Annotated in this window: 11 protein-coding genes; 7 read left to right on the plus strand and 4 right to left on the minus strand. The window is 54.3% G+C overall.

Features of this window, described 5'->3' with window-relative positions; translation table 11 throughout:
* Positions 1-14: 14 nt before the first annotated feature.
* From NST43_RS32665 to NST43_RS32675, 3 genes are all read right to left on the minus strand, one after another.
* Positions 15-1,121, minus strand: a complete 1,107-nt coding sequence (locus tag NST43_RS32665; protein ID WP_339221628.1) for a polysaccharide pyruvyl transferase family protein — start codon at positions 1,119-1,121, stop codon at positions 15-17.
* Positions 1,118-2,107 (minus strand): glycosyltransferase, encoded by a 990-nt coding sequence (locus tag NST43_RS32670; RefSeq protein ID WP_339221629.1) that lies wholly within the window; start codon positions 2,105-2,107, stop codon positions 1,118-1,120. The genes NST43_RS32665 and NST43_RS32670 overlap by 4 nt, the downstream gene beginning before the upstream one ends.
* 210 nt (positions 2,108-2,317) lie before the next feature.
* Positions 2,318-3,193 (minus strand): aldose 1-epimerase family protein, encoded by an 876-nt coding sequence (locus NST43_RS32675; RefSeq protein WP_339221631.1) that lies wholly within the window; start codon positions 3,191-3,193, stop codon positions 2,318-2,320.
* Between the two features lie 190 nt (positions 3,194-3,383).
* On the opposite strand from NST43_RS32675, the gene NST43_RS32680 reads away from it, so the two are divergent.
* The 7 genes from NST43_RS32680 to NST43_RS32710 all read left to right on the plus strand — a co-directional run bounded on the left by NST43_RS32680 (position 3,384) and on the right by NST43_RS32710 (position 13,165).
* A complete protein-coding gene (locus NST43_RS32680) occupies positions 3,384-4,628 on the plus strand; it encodes a Zn-dependent hydrolase (protein ID WP_339221632.1) in 1,245 nt (414 codons plus the stop codon).
* A gap of 641 nt (positions 4,629-5,269) precedes the next feature.
* Entirely contained in the window at positions 5,270-6,856 is a 1,587-nt protein-coding gene (locus NST43_RS32685) for an extracellular solute-binding protein (protein WP_209994070.1), read from the plus strand.
* A gap of 88 nt (positions 6,857-6,944) precedes the next feature.
* On the plus strand, positions 6,945-7,862 hold the full coding sequence (locus NST43_RS32690; RefSeq protein ID WP_339221633.1) for an ABC transporter permease subunit: 918 nt from the start codon (positions 6,945-6,947) through the stop codon (positions 7,860-7,862).
* Between the two features lie 13 nt (positions 7,863-7,875).
* Entirely contained in the window at positions 7,876-8,760 is an 885-nt protein-coding gene (locus NST43_RS32695; protein WP_339221634.1) for a carbohydrate ABC transporter permease, read from the plus strand.
* Between the two features lie 52 nt (positions 8,761-8,812).
* On the plus strand, positions 8,813-11,146 hold the full coding sequence (locus NST43_RS32700; protein WP_339221635.1) for a helix-turn-helix domain-containing protein: 2,334 nt from the start codon (positions 8,813-8,815) through the stop codon (positions 11,144-11,146).
* 18 nt (positions 11,147-11,164) lie between these two features.
* On the plus strand, positions 11,165-12,301 hold the full coding sequence (locus NST43_RS32705) for a glycoside hydrolase family 88 protein (protein WP_339221637.1): 1,137 nt from the start codon (positions 11,165-11,167) through the stop codon (positions 12,299-12,301).
* A gap of 99 nt (positions 12,302-12,400) precedes the next feature.
* Positions 12,401-13,165, plus strand: coding sequence for a class I SAM-dependent methyltransferase (locus tag NST43_RS32710; protein WP_339221638.1), 765 nt, complete (start codon positions 12,401-12,403; stop codon positions 13,163-13,165).
* Between the two features lie 361 nt (positions 13,166-13,526).
* Here the strand turns inward: NST43_RS32710 and NST43_RS32715 are convergent, their stop codons facing one another.
* The gene (locus NST43_RS32715; protein WP_339221640.1) at positions 13,527-14,354 is read right to left on the minus strand and encodes a carbohydrate ABC transporter permease; all 828 of its coding nucleotides are present in this window, start codon (positions 14,352-14,354) and stop codon (positions 13,527-13,529) included.
* Positions 14,355-14,366 lie beyond the last annotated feature (12 nt).

Consider the following 14,366-nt stretch of genomic DNA (forward strand, 5'->3'; position numbering starts at 1 on the left):
GTCTTGTGCTTATCTTAAGCGGTAACGATAGACGAAGCAGGTTCTCTAGCGCTGCTGCTTGCCATGGATTCAATGATCTGGCTGTAATGCTGGACCGAGAATTCATTATTGTACCGGGGACGCTGGATCGTCTTCAGTTCTTCCAGCAATGCCGGGATGTGCTTCACATCGTTCGTGAATTTCACATAACCCAGATGCTTGATCCATTCGTAGCTGCCTACGACCTTATAATTGTAATTCCCCAGTGCAATACAAGGCGTGGACGTAATCGCCGCAAAAATCATCCCGTGCAGCCGGTCCGTAATCACAACCTCGGCCTCCTTGAACTGATTCCATAAGGTGTTCAGCTCGTGGTCCCGGTCTTCCAGGGAGACAGAGCGGAGGATGCAGGTATCCGTGAACGTAGTGTTGCTGTAGTGTTTGGAGGTGTACTCCTGGATGACCTTCTTGTCCTGCTCGCTGAAAATGCTCTCCTTATCGGCTCTAATGCACAGAAGGGCACCGTGGCGCTCCTTGGGAGGGTCGGTGATGTCCAGAGACATTACAATGTCCGGCGTTAACAGCACTGCGTTGTTTCTGAAACCGGCTTTCATAATTTCATACGACGTTGCCTCTCTGGCGACCAGCGTGAGGTCTTTGTGGGAGCCATAGATATCCTGTGTCTTCTTGAACTCCGCGCGGCCCAGCTCGGTATCACCGAAGTAGATGGTTTGCGGGAAGACGATGATTTTGTTATTTGGGAATTCAGAGATAATCTTGCGGCGCACCTCTTCCTCGCGGAAATACTCGATTCCGAAGTTGCCCCCGCCCTGAAGCACGAAGATATCCTCCGGCGTGCAGAATTCCTCCAGACACTTCATGTTATGCATCAGCCGGTTGGCGACAATCTCAATCAGGGTATAGTCGGGAAAAGCTTTCCGCAAAAAATTCATCTGCGCATAAGTGATGGCGTGATCGCCCAGATTGTCATGCTCGGGGGAGCCGACGACGTAAATGGCTTTCGTTTTGTCTTTATATGCATTCCGGTAGCTCAGATAGCCCTTATAATATTGATAGACGGGAATATTGCTTACATAATTGCGGAAAGACAGCGGCAGGATCTTCTCAAGGGCTTGGCTCATATCATATTACTTCCCTTCAAACGGAGTTTGGAATAATACAGCATTTTGTATACCGTGGAGCTGGTCAGAATAAGCAGGGCTGCGGTCTTCATCTCCCGGCGGATAATACGGTTGCGCAGGATTGCGGAGGTATGCTTGCTCAGGAACCCGCCCAGCTCGGCCAGATATTCCTTGTTCACTGCAGTCTCGCCGGTAATCAGCTGGAAGTTGCACAGCTCGATGCCTTCGGTTACGGTCCGGGATAACGAGATTTCTTTGGCGATCGGATAGTTTTTATCCTGAATCGTCTCGTAGATCTCCAGCGCCGCACAGAAGCGGTCGTAATATTTCCGGTTGTTCATCGCTCCGGTGATGCTGTCGCTTCGCTTCAGATACAGGTATTTGGGGGAGTCCAGCGAGACGGTCTTGTTCGCCTGGAGGAATAATTTATAGGTGGTAAAAATGTCCTCGAAATACCGGCCGACCGGATATCTCACCTGGCTGAACAGCTCGGCCTTATACAGCTTATCCCAGGCAAGGTTCTGGATCTCGGTATCTTCCAGCAGCTTGTCAAAGGCATGCGCATTATCGTATACACGCACCTGGTGCGTGAAGGACTTTTCCAGCTTGACCTCATCCTGTACCTCGCAATGACCGCATACAGCGATATCTGCATTGTGGGCGGTGATGAGTCCGTGCAGGGCTTCATACATGTCCGGTTCTATCCAGTCATCGCTGTCAACGAACCCGATATACCGGCCCTTTGCCACATCAATACCATAGTTCCGGGCATCGGACAATCCGCCGTTCTGCTTATGAATAACTACGACACGGGGGTCCAGCTCTTTGTAATACTCGCATATCTCGCCGCACTTATCGGGTGATCCGTCATTGACCAGAATCAATTCAAAGCTGCGGAAGGTCTGCGCCAATATCGAATCCACACACTTCCTCAGGTACAATTCCACGTTGTAGATAGGCACAATAATACTTATCTCTGGCTTCACTCGAGCAGTCACTTCCTTTCCCGGTTCTGATTCGGGTCTACGCGTCACTTGATTTGTGAATATCTTACTATCCGGGTCAAAAGGTTGTATATACTACTAAAGTGTACTTATCGCTTGAGGAGGGGTGTGAACTGCCTGACGAGAAGCCGCTGTTCCACAGCAAAAAGACCACAGCACCACGGGGTGACTGCGGCCTTCGCCTGTTGAAATTTAGTTAAACGTAATCGCCAGCGCACTGGTAAACTGGCCCTCCGGCGGCAGGGAGATGACGTTCTGCTTTTCCCGGAAATCGCCGGTGAAGCCTTCGATATCGGCCACACCATGCCAAGGCTCGATACATACGAATGGTGCATTCTTCGGCTGCCAGATGCCGAGATCGGGGAAGCCCGTGAAGGCGACCGTTACGCTCCGGTCAGACTGTCTGCTTTTGAGGGCAACCGATTTGGACTGGACATTGCGGAAAACCAGTGCGTCATTTGCGAACATCTCATGGTCAAGCGGAAGTGTATTTCCGTCTTCCAGCAGGGTCTCGCTGGTACCCTGGATGATCTGGCCGGTCTTGTTCAGGAACAAGCGCTCCAGGCGCTCCGGCTGTTCGAATTCAAGATAATAGTCGGTGAAGCTGCCTTCTCCGCCAATCGGGCAGTTGAACGCCGGATGGGTGCCGAGCTGGAAGAAGATTTCCTGTCCGCCGGGGTTCTCCACACGGTAGCCGATCTCAAGCGTATTGCCGCTCAGGGTGTAGGTCAGGAACAGGTTGAACGGGTAGGGATAGCTCGCCAGAGTGTTCTCGCTGTGCGATAGCCGGTAGACTGCCTGCGTCTCGCTTGCTTCTACCAGCGTGAATTCACTGCGTCTGGCGAAGCCGTGATTGGCCAGCTTGTACGCCTGCCCGTCCACCTGGATCTCGCCGCCCATGGCTGCCCCGATAATCGGGAACAGCACAGGCGAACGGCCTGTCCAGTAAGCGGCATCCCCGCTCCACATATATTCCGTCCCGGTATCTGTTCTTTTGAAGCTGACCAGCTCTGCTCCGAGTGAATGAATCTCGGCTACGGCTGAGCCGCTGCGTAAAATGGTATTCATGCTCTGTACCCCTCCCGTAATGGTAATGCTAACGTCTCATATTCTAACAGACTTCCCCGCAGGTGCCAGCATATAACGGAAATTCTCCAGCCTATAATTTTTACAGAATGTACAATGACAAACATGTGGAATTCGTTAACATATAAGGATAGCAATCATTCCATATCAGCGGAAACGGGGGAATAAGCCGATGCAGGTTAAGCAACTATTGGTGAACGGTGAGCGGCTGAAGAATACGATTGAGGCTTTTGCTGATTTCGGGCGGACAGACCATAACGGAGTTACCCGGCTGTCGCTGTCGGAGCAGGATGTGCGGGTGCGCGGCTATTTCACCGCCTGCTGCGAAGAGCTGGGCATGAGCGTGAAGGTGGATGATATGGGCAATATGTATGCCACTCTGGCTGGCAGTGAAGAGGGGCCGCCCATAGTGATGGGCTCACATCTGGATACTGTCAAGAAGGGCGGCAGATTCGACGGTGTGCTGGGGGTGATTGCAGGCCTTGAGGTAGTGAGAACCTTGGTGGATCACGGGATTAAGCCATGCCTGCCTGTCACGGTGATGAACTTCACCAACGAGGAGGGGGCGCGCTTCGAGCCGTCCATGATGGCCTCGGGCGTCTTGTCCGGCAAGTTCGATAAGGCGGCTATGCTGGAGAAGAAGGATGCGGAAGGCATCCGCTTCGGCGAGGCGCTGGAGGCCAGCGGTTATGCCGGGGAGTCGGAGAACCGGATCAGGGAAGCGGCGGCTTATCTGGAGCTGCATATTGAGCAAGGCCCCGTGCTGGAGAAGGAGAACGTTAAGATCGGATTGGTTGACTGTGTTGTGGGTATGGTCTGCTATGAGATTGAAGTGACCGGGGAGTCGGATCATGCCGGGACTACGCCGATGGATATGCGCCGGGATGCGTTGTTTGCCGCTACGGATATTATTACAGAGCTGCGCCGCAAGCTGGCGGTGCTGGACCCTGAGCTCGTCTACACGATGGGCAGAATGAACGTGCTGCCTAATATTCATACCGTCATTCCGAACAAGGTGATCTTCACCGTGGAAGCGAGACATAAGGACATGGATGTGGTCCGTGAAGTTGAAGCGATTATTCACGGCCTGCCGGAGGAAGTGCTGGAATGCAGCGTATCGAAGACGAAGCTGTGGGGCCGCGACACGGTATGGTTCGATCCAGGGATCTGTGCGCTGGTGGCTGACGCAACGCAGAAGCTGGGCTATAGCAGCCGGAAGCTGGCCAGCGGTGCGGGGCATGATGCCCAGTTCGTGGCCGGGTTCCTGCCGTCGGCGATGATTTTCGTTCCAAGTGTGAACGGGAAAAGCCATTGCGAGGAAGAACTCACTTCCTATGAGGATTGTGAAATGGGTGTGAATGTGGTGCTGGAGACGGTGCTGTCGGTGCTAGCCGTGCCTGAGGGGCGGGTAGGCTAGGCGAACTCCATAGTTTGGCGATGAAGGCACTTAACGGTGTCTTTTTTCGTGTTGGTGAAGGTGCGTGGGCCAAATGTAATCGAAAAACCGATTACAATGTGCCGGCGCGAAGGTACATGGGCTGGATGTAGCCCAAAGGGAGCGAATGTGGAGCACTATACTGCACTAGAATCTGCCGGAAGCGGGCGGTACGTGATCTCACCTGGCAGGCAGGCTGACTGGGTTAAGTTAATTAGCTGTAAAGTTAAGGGGAAAGTGGCGGAGGAGAATTTTGGAACTGGAGGAGCGGTAGCGTCCGCCTTTGTATTTGAATTTCTACCGTGAACAGCGGTTTTAATCAGGAAATTCAAATACAACAGCGGCCGGAAATCCAAAACTTCTCTGGAGTCACGGCTTATCCCCAAACGTAATCTTTTGACCGAATCAATCCTGATTTCTCAACATCCGTATGCAATTCCTGTGCTGGACAGGGTATAAGCAAGATATCGATATCGCGGCAAGAATGGGAGATAGTCAAGGCGGGGGCGGAAACGTTAAGTTAGATGAGCAGGAGGGCAGAACACAGCAGGTCGGCAAACGAAGCGATCGTTCACCTCCGGCAGCTCTATATCTATCATGAACACACGGGGGAGATGTGAAGGATGAAGAGATCTTGGAGAAGGCGGCTACTGATGAGTGCCAGTCTGCTGCTGGCGATAGGCGGACTGGCAGGCTGCTCGGGTGGCGCAGACGGGAATAAGAACGCGGAGGGCGCTGCGGCCAATGAGCCGACGCCGATCTCCATCTGGGCGTCATTGAACACGAATGTCTCGATCACGCTGAAGAATATGAGTGAGATCACGGCGATTCAGGAGTGGGAAAAGAAGACCCACATTAAGACGGAATTTCAGCATCCGGCGGTCGGGGCAGAGACGGAGCAGTTCAACGTGATGCTGGCCTCCAATAAGCTGCCGGATGTGATGTTCGTCTATGGCGATTATTCCAAGCTGTACACGGACGGCAGCATTATTAAGCTGAATGACCTGATCGATAAGTACGCGCCTAACCTGAAGAAGATTCTGGACGAGAATCCCGAGGTGGCGAAGCAGTTGAAGGCGGATAACGGAGACATCTATGCCATCCCGCATCTGCGGCTGGGCAAGTACAAGACCTTCGGCGGCATGTTCATCCGCCAGGACTGGCTGGATGAACTGAAGCTGCCGCAGCCGGAGACGATCGCGGAGTGGGAGACGGTGCTGCAGGCCTTCAAGGAGAAAAAGGGCGTAAGCGCCCCGCTCCTGTACGGCGCTCCGCCCAAGCTGACGACGATGGGCCCGGCGGCCGCGAATTTCCTGGAGGCCTACGGAATCACGAATACGATCTTCCTCAAGGACGGCAAGGTGGCGTTCGGGCCGGTCGAGCCGGAATTCAAAGAGTTCCTGACTACCTTCCACCGCTGGTATCAGGCGGGGCTGATCGATCCTGACTTCGCCACCAATGATCAGAAGACCTTTGATGCCAAGATTCTGAGCGGCCAGGCCGGTGCCTTCTTCACTTACATCGGCGGCGGCATCGGGCGTTATCTGCCCGCCCTCCAGGAGAAGGAGCCGCAGGCCAATCTTACGGCCGTCCAGTTCCCCGTAGTGAACAAGGGCGATGAGCCGATGTTCACCGGCCGGTCCTGGGAGTGGAGCGGTGCCGGAGCAACGATCACCAAGAGCAACAAGCACCCCGAGGAGACCGTGAAGGCGCTGGATTATTTCTTCAGTGAAGAAGGCCATATGCTGAAGAACTTCGGCGTAGAAGGGGTGACATACACGATGAAGGACGGGTATCCGACCTACACGGATGAGATTCTGAAGAATCCGGACGGGTTGTCGGTGGTTCAGGCGATGGCGAAGCATTTCATTGCCAACTATCCGTTTGTCGGGGAGGATGATGACCGGTACAACGAGCAATATTACCAGTTCCAGCAGCAGAAGGACGCGGTAACGCTCTTTTCCAAATATAGTGACAATACGCTTAAGGTCGGTCTTCCTCCGGTCAGCCTGACGACTGAGGAATCCAGTGAGTACAGCAAAATCATGAGCGACATCACCACCTACCGCGATGAAATGTTCATCAAGTTCGTCATTGGCGCTGAGCCGCTGGAGAACTTCGATAAGTTCACAGCCCAGATCGGCAAGTTCAATGTGAAGCGGGCGATAGAAATTCAACAGGCGGCAGTAGACCGCTACAACGCAAGATAAATCAGGATGAAGGCCACCTGCGGAGCGGCAGATTAAGCACTTTGCTCCCGCAGGTCTGTCCTGCAGATAGAAGAAAGGAGGGAGACTTGTGACACAGAAGTTATCCCTGGTATGGCTGAATTACAAGCGGAATAAAGTGATCTACTGGATGGCTCTTCCGGTGGTGTTATACTTCCTGATCTTCAAGTATCTGCCGATGTATGGTGCGGTCATCGCTTTCAAGGAGTATACCGTCGGCAAGGGCATCTGGGGCAGCGAATGGGTGGGGCTGCAGCATTTCCGCGATTTTTTTCAGAGCTATTATTTCTGGCGGGTGCTCAAAAACACACTGATTCTCAGCTTCTACCAGCTGCTGTTTGGCTTCCCGGCCCCGATCCTGCTGGCGCTGCTGCTCAATGAGCTGAGGCATGAGCTGTTCAAACGCACGGTGCAGACGGTCTCTTATATCCCCCACTTTATCTCTCTGGTGGTCATTTGCGGGATGGTGGTCGATTTCTCCTCCCGTGACGGGCTGTTCAATTCGATCATTACGTTCTTCGGCGGGGAGAGCAGCGCGCTGCTGAGTGATCCGGGCAATTTCCGCACGATCTATACGGCCTCCTCCATCTGGCAGGAGCTGGGGTTCTCGACCATTATCTATCTGGCTGCCCTCAGCGGAATTAACCCGGAGCTCTACGATGCGTCGAAGGTGGACGGGGCCAGCAGGATACGCCGGGTATGGCATATTACGCTGCCGGGAATTATCCCGATGATTGTGATTCTGCTGATTCTGCGCATAGGCGGACTGATGGAGATCGGCTTCGAGAAGGTGATCCTGCTCTATAATCCCAATGTCTACGATACAGCGGATGTCATCTCCACCTTCGTCTACCGCAAAGGGATCAGTGAGAGTGCAGAGTTCAGCTATACGACGGCCGTCGGCCTGTTCCAATCGCTGGTCAATTTCATTCTGCTCATCGGCGCCAACCGTCTCTCCAAGGCGGTATCCGACAATAAGCTGTTCTAAGTGGGGGAATCTCATGACGATTAAACGAACGATAGGCGAAAAACTGTTTGACAGTCTCAATGTGCTGCTCATGGTTCTGCTTATTATCATCACTTTGTATCCGCTGTGGCATGTGCTGAATGCCTCGTTAAGCGACTCCAACCGGCTGATGGCCCATAGCGGGCTGCTGCTGCTCCCGGACGGGTTCAATCTGGACAGCTACAAGCTGGTGCTCAGTAATCCGAGCATTCTCTCCGGCTACCGCAATACGCTGGTGATCGTAGTGCTGGGCACGGCGCTCAATTTGCTTTTTACTATCCTGGGGGCCTATACCCTGTCCCGCAAAAGCTTCATGCTGCGCAATCCGATCATGCTGGCCATTGTATTCACCATGTTCTTCAACGGCGGGATTATCCCGACCTACCTGCTGATCAACAATACGCTCCACCTCGGCAATAACCTGCTGGCACTGATTGTACCCGGGCTGGTCAGCAGTTATAATCTGATCATTATGCGTACAGCCTTTCAGGGAATCTCCGAGAGTCTGCTGGAATCGGCCAGAATCGACGGGGCGGGGGAGATGCGCATTCTCTGGCGGATTGTCGTACCCTTATCGATGCCGGTCATTGCGGTCATGATTCTGTTCTACGGCGTAGGCCACTGGAACTCCTGGTTCAGCGCCATTTTGTATATCCGCGACCGTGATTTGTATCCGCTTCAATTGGTGCTGCGTGAGATTCTCATCCAGAATAGTACGGATTCGATGACCACCTCGGCAGCTATGGGTGACAAGGAAGCGATTGGAGAAAGTGTGAAATACGCAACGGTGATGGTGGCGACACTGCCGATTCTGTTTATTTATCCGTTTTTGCAGAAGTATTTTGTGAAGGGCGTCATGATTGGCGCAATCAAGGAATAGACAGGACACGTGCCTGGACTTATCTACATCATGAACAAGGAGGAGGAGCGCCATGAAAAAGAAAAGCATCCTGCTGTCCTGGAGCCTCTCTTATCTGGTCATCCTGCTCATCCCCGTCACCATCGGGGCGGCTGTCTTTGCGGAGTCCCGCAATCTGCTGAAGGAAGAGGTGAACCGCTCCAACATGGTGCTGCTGTCCCAGGTGCAGGAGACCATCGACAGCCAGACCCAGGATATCAGCAGCATCAGCAGCCAGCTCATGGCCGATTCCCAGCTCAGCAGCTTCATCAACCACGCCTCCGAGCAGGATGCCAGATGGCGGCTGATGGGGCTGGAGCTGATCAAGAACCTCAAATCCATCCGGATCGGGAACGGGCTCATCCGCGAGCTGTACATCTATGTGAAGTCTTCGGATGTGGCGCTGTCCTCCTCTTCGCTGGTGTCCAAGAAGCTGCTGTATGACATTTACTATGAGGGGACCGGGGTAAGCGGGCCAGAGTGGACCCGGCTGATGCAGGAGTCAGACCAGAGTGTTTTTCGCAAAATGAAGGTTCTCAGCGAGGACCGCCGCATTGAAGAAACGCTGGTCTACCTGCAGCCGTTCCCGGTTCAGGTGTCGCAGAGCAGCCCGGCGACCTTTGTGGTGATGCTGGACCCGGAACGGTTCCAGCAGGCGATCAACAATGTGCGGCTGGAGCCGGAGAGTATTGTATTCATCCTGGACCGTGACGGGCGGACGCTTTTTTCTACAGGAACGGTTGAAACCCCTTACACAATACATCAATATTTGCAGCAGAATAAGGACAGCGAACGGCGGACCGGCACGGCCGACTGGAACGGGGAATCGGTGACGGTCTCGCAAATATCCTCTAGTGTTGAGGATTGGCAGTATGTCTCTATCGTTCCGACCCGGATCTATGCCAAGAAGCTGATGGTGATCCGCAGCATCACCTTTGCCGGTGTGGCTGCTGTTCTGCTGCTGGGCGGCATCGCCGCCTGGTGGTTCACCCGCCGGAATTACCGGCCGCTCGGCCGGATTATGGATATTATCTCTGATAAGGTCAAGGGGAAGCTGGAACAGCCGGATGATGAGTTCGGCATCCTGCAGACGGTGCTGACCCGGGCCTGGGAGGAGCAGGACCAGTTCGCCACGCGGCTGAAGGAGCAGCAGTCGATGGTGCGCAGCAGCTTCCTGGCGAGGCTGCTAAAGGGGCGGGTGCAGCCGGGAGAAGGGCTTGCCGGTGAGATGGAGCGTCTGGGCCTTTTTTGGGAGAGTGATTCCTTCGCGGTACTGCTGGTACACCTGGAGAATTATGAGGGTCTGTTCCGCACACGGGCCCCGGAGGATGAGGAGGGGAAGCGCCAGTTCGTCCATCTGATCCTGACTAATGTGCTGGAGGAGCTGCTGGGCCCGGCCGGTCCGGTCTATTCCGCAGAGATGGATGGGCGGATCGCGCTGCTGGTCAATCTCCGGAGAAATGCGGCGGACGCTGTGCCGGAGCTGATCCGGGCGACCGGGGAGGCGCAGCATTTCATTCAGTCCCGCTTCCTGATCTATTTCTCCGTTGGCGTCAGCAGTGTCCACACCTCTCTGGCAGACATCTCCGCCTGCTTCCGGGAGTCGGAGGAGGCGCTGGAATACCGGCTGATTCTCGGCATCGGCCAGATTATTGACCAGGACCGTATCCGGCAGCCCAAGGAGGAGCTATATTATCCGCTCGATCTGGAGCGTCAGCTGGTCAATTATATTGCCACAGGCAATTATGCCCGTTCCACCGAGGTGATGAATGAGATTCTAATGACCAATTTTGCCGGGGAGCCCTTATCCGTTGAGCTGGCCCGCTGCCTGATGTTCGAGCTGATCGGGACCATGCTGAAGGCTACGGAGCAGCTCAAGACCGATGACCTGAAGGAGCTGACCCGGCGCAATGAGCTGATCCGGCGGCTTTTTGCCTGTGAGACCTTCGAGGAGATAGAGACGGAGCTGCTGCAGATTCTGGAGACGGTCTGCCAGATGGTGCATGAACGCAAGCGTTCCCACAACACCGAGCTGAAGGAGCAGCTCCTGGAATTCATTCATGAGAATTACAATGATGTGAATCTGGGACTGACCCATATCTCGGAACGCTTCCGGTTCCATCCTACGTATGTCTCGAAGTATTTCAAGGAACAGACCGGCACCAACGTTATCGACTATATCAACCAGTATCGGATCGAAGAAGCCAAGCGGATTCTGGAGGCGGATGAACTGAATGTGCAGGAGGTCTCGGAGCGTGTGGGCTTCCTGAACAGCAATTCCTTAATCCGTGTGTTCAAGAAATATGAGGGGATCACTCCGGGCCAGTACAAACAGGCTAATCGGCTGATCCAGCAAGATAACTTATAACAAGGAGGAGTAACTGATATGTTGCAACAAGCAATTGAGGACGCACTTCGCGTAACGAAACGCAATATTACAAGATTCGGGGACCAGTTCCCCCATGTGAGTACCGGGGATGAGCATTATACGCTCAATGATAATACGGAGTGGACGGCGGGCTTCTGGTCCGGCATCCTCTGGCTCTGCTCTGAGTACAGTGAAGATTCGGTCTACCGCGAACAGGCGTTAAGGACCGTCCAGAGCTTCCGCCGCCGTATGGACCACAAAATTATTTTTGATCATCATGATATTGGTTTCCTCTACTCCTTGTCATCCAAGGCCCAGTGGATCATCGAACGGGATGAAGGGGCCCGGCAGCTTACGCTGGAGGCGGCGGACATGCTGATGAAGCGCTGGCGTGAAGAGCCTGGCTTGATCCAGGCCTGGGGGCGGGAGGGGGATGCCGTTAACGGCGGACGGATCATTATCGACTGTCTGCTTAATCTGCCGCTGCTGCTCTGGGCGCATGAGCAGACCGGCAATGACGCCTACCGGCGGGTAGCCGAGCTGCATGCCCTTAAGTCCCGCCGCTTCCTGGTACGCGGGGATGATTCCAGCTATCATACCTTCTATTTCGATCCTGTGACCGGAGACGCCATCCGCGGCGGTACACATCAGGGTTACCGTGACGGCTCCACCTGGACGCGCGGGCAGGCATGGGGCATCTATGGCTTCGCCCTGATCAGCCGTTATCTGAAGAGTGCGGAGATGCTGGAGACGGCGAAGCGGCTGGGCCGTTACTTCGTGGCCCATCTGCCGGAGGATGGGGTCGCGTATTGGGATTTCGACACTCCCGTAGAACCGGGGACGAAGCGTGACAGCTCGGCCTCAGCCATTGCCGCCTGCGGGCTGCTGGAGATTGCGGCGCAGCTGGAGACGGCAGATCCGGAGCGCCTATTCTTTCAGGAGGCGGGAGAGGCAGCGGTGGGGGCACTGGCAAAGCATTATTCAACCCATGGTAACGAGCAGGCAGAGGGTCTGCTGGAGCACGGCGCATACTCGGCCAGAGCCGGGGATTCACCGGATGATTACACCATCTGGGGCGACTATTATTATCTGGAGGCGCTGATGCGGCTGGAACGGGGGATTCCAGGGTATTGGTATGAGCGGCCCGTTCTATAGATCCCAGCTATGTGGGATGGCGGTTCCGGGGCCCGGCCCTGATAATTGGTACATGACCTGTTGTGGTCATGTACCAATTACTACATCGGAGGGGATGGATTGAACAGCAGGACATCTAATACAGCCAATACAGCCAATACAGCCAATACAGGTAGCCCGTGGGAGCAGGCCGACGGGGATCAGTACGTACAGAACATCAGCCGCAAAATCCCTGGATACCAGCTCCAGTATGACTTAATGGATACGCTGATTACAGCACTGCTGGATCAGCGGCAGCGGGAGAAGCCAAGGCTGCTGGTCGTCGGAGCGGGGGGAGGACAGGAGATCCTGAAGCTGGGCCTGAGTCATCCGGCCTGGGGCTTCAGCGGCCTGGATATCTCGCAGCGTATGCTCCAGGCTGCACAGCAACGGCTGGAGTCTGCGGGTCTGATGGACAGAGTGCAGCTGCATCATACGGAGATCAGTACCTGGAACTGCACTAGAGCGTATGATGCCGCAACCTGTATGCTGGTGCTGCATTTCTTGCAGGGTCGGGAGAACAAGCTGGCGCTCCTCCGCGGCATTGCCGCGCGGCTTCGGCCGGGCGCACCGCTGTGTATGTCCGCCATCTGCGGGGTGCCAGGCACTCCTGCATGGGAGCTTCAGATGGCGGGCTGGCGGCTGCATATGCTGAATAACGGCATCGCAGAGGAACAGTGGCAGACCTTCGAGCAATCGTTCGGAGTAACCTCCCATCCGCTTCCTGCCGAAGAGATGGAGGAGCTGCTGGAGGAGGCCGGGTTCACGGCCGTATCCAGATTCTTCGGCGCTTATCTGATTGACGGCTGGGTGGCGGTGAAGGCGCAGGATCAACAGTTGGAATAACGGATCTTAATTCGCCGGATTTACAGGAACGATAGCAATTGCATTTTGTACAATGGAGTGCTTTAAAAAGGCTTCGAAATAGATTCTATTGTATTCAGTGCAATGGAATGTTGAAAAAAGGCCATTTTTCAGCTAAAACGCAACATTCCACTGTATGAAATACAATAGATTCTCATTTAACGGTCAGCTTTGCGTTTTCTATTGCAGGAAATACAATCAGCTACTTGATTTTAAGAGTAGAGATCGGCAACGGGTGCAGGATTAGCCTACTATTAGCTCAATGTTCATGCTCAGACTTTAACTGAGGTTCATTCTTACAGTTTTAAAGCCGATGCTGTAAAGCTCCTAGCCCCCCGCAACGTCACCCCTTCACCGCCGAGCTGGCCACCCCTTCAATAATGTATTTCTGGCCGAGCAGGAAGACGAGAATCATCGGGATGATACCGGCGGTTGCGGCGGCCATCATGCCGTTGTAGTCAACATTGTTCTCCAGGATGAAATTCTGCAGCCCGAGCGGCACGGTGAACAGATCCTGATCGATCAGGAAGACGAGCGCGTTCTCATAATCGTTCCAGTGCCAGGAGAAGTCGATAATCGCCAGTGTCGCCAGCGAAGGCTTGGCCATCGGCAGGATAATCCGCGAGAAGATGCGGAAATGGCCGGCACCGTCGATGAAGGCAGCCTCCGAGATTTCATGGGGCACGGAGAGGAAGAACTGCCGCATCATGAATACGCCGAAGATGGTGAACATGCCGGGTAGGATCAACGCCCAGTGGGTGTTATAGATGCCGGCCCAGTCGAACATGATGAACTTGGGCACGAACAGCACCTGCGGAGGAACCATCATCATGGACAGATAGACCAGGAACATCGTGTTACGTCCCTTGAACTCAATCCGGGCGAAGCCATAGGCCGCGAGGGCGGACAAGGAGACAGCACCTATGGTGCTCAGAATAGCCACCTTAAGGGAATTGAGATAGTAAGGCACGAAGCTGCCCGTACCGGACCAGACCTTAATATGATGACTCCAGTTAAAGTGGTCCGGAATCCACTGGATCGGATAGCGGAATACCTCTGCAGGGGTTTTGAAGGAGGTGCTGATCATCCAGAGGAAGGGCACAATCATGACGATGCTGAAGAACAGCATGATTAATGTGGTGATGATTTTGGCAACAGCGGCTTTATTCATATTCTCAGCTCC

It is taken from the genome of Paenibacillus sp. FSL H8-0332 (genome assembly GCF_037963835.1).
In the GTDB taxonomy this organism is placed as follows: domain Bacteria; phylum Bacillota; class Bacilli; order Paenibacillales; family Paenibacillaceae; genus Paenibacillus_AQ; species Paenibacillus_AQ rhizoplanae.

Bases quoted from the DNA above. Each gene is read 5' to 3' on its own strand.
- NST43_RS32685 (WP_209994070.1), top strand. From the start codon at position 5,270: ATGAAGAGATCTTGGAGAAGGCGGCTACTGATGAGTGCCAGTCTGCTG.
- NST43_RS32715 (WP_339221640.1), bottom strand. From the start codon at position 14,354: ATGAATAAAGCCGCTGTTGCCAAAATCATCACCACATTAATCATGCTG.
- NST43_RS32675 (WP_339221631.1), bottom strand. From the start codon at position 3,193: ATGAATACCATTTTACGCAGCGGCTCAGCCGTAGCCGAGATTCATTCA.
- NST43_RS32700 (WP_339221635.1), top strand. From the start codon at position 8,813: ATGAAAAAGAAAAGCATCCTGCTGTCCTGGAGCCTCTCTTATCTGGTC.
- NST43_RS32705 (WP_339221637.1), top strand. From the start codon at position 11,165: ATGTTGCAACAAGCAATTGAGGACGCACTTCGCGTAACGAAACGCAAT.
- NST43_RS32680 (WP_339221632.1), top strand. From the start codon at position 3,384: ATGCAGGTTAAGCAACTATTGGTGAACGGTGAGCGGCTGAAGAATACG.
- NST43_RS32665 (WP_339221628.1), bottom strand. From the start codon at position 1,121: ATGAGCCAAGCCCTTGAGAAGATCCTGCCGCTGTCTTTCCGCAATTAT.
- NST43_RS32695 (WP_339221634.1), top strand. From the start codon at position 7,876: ATGACGATTAAACGAACGATAGGCGAAAAACTGTTTGACAGTCTCAAT.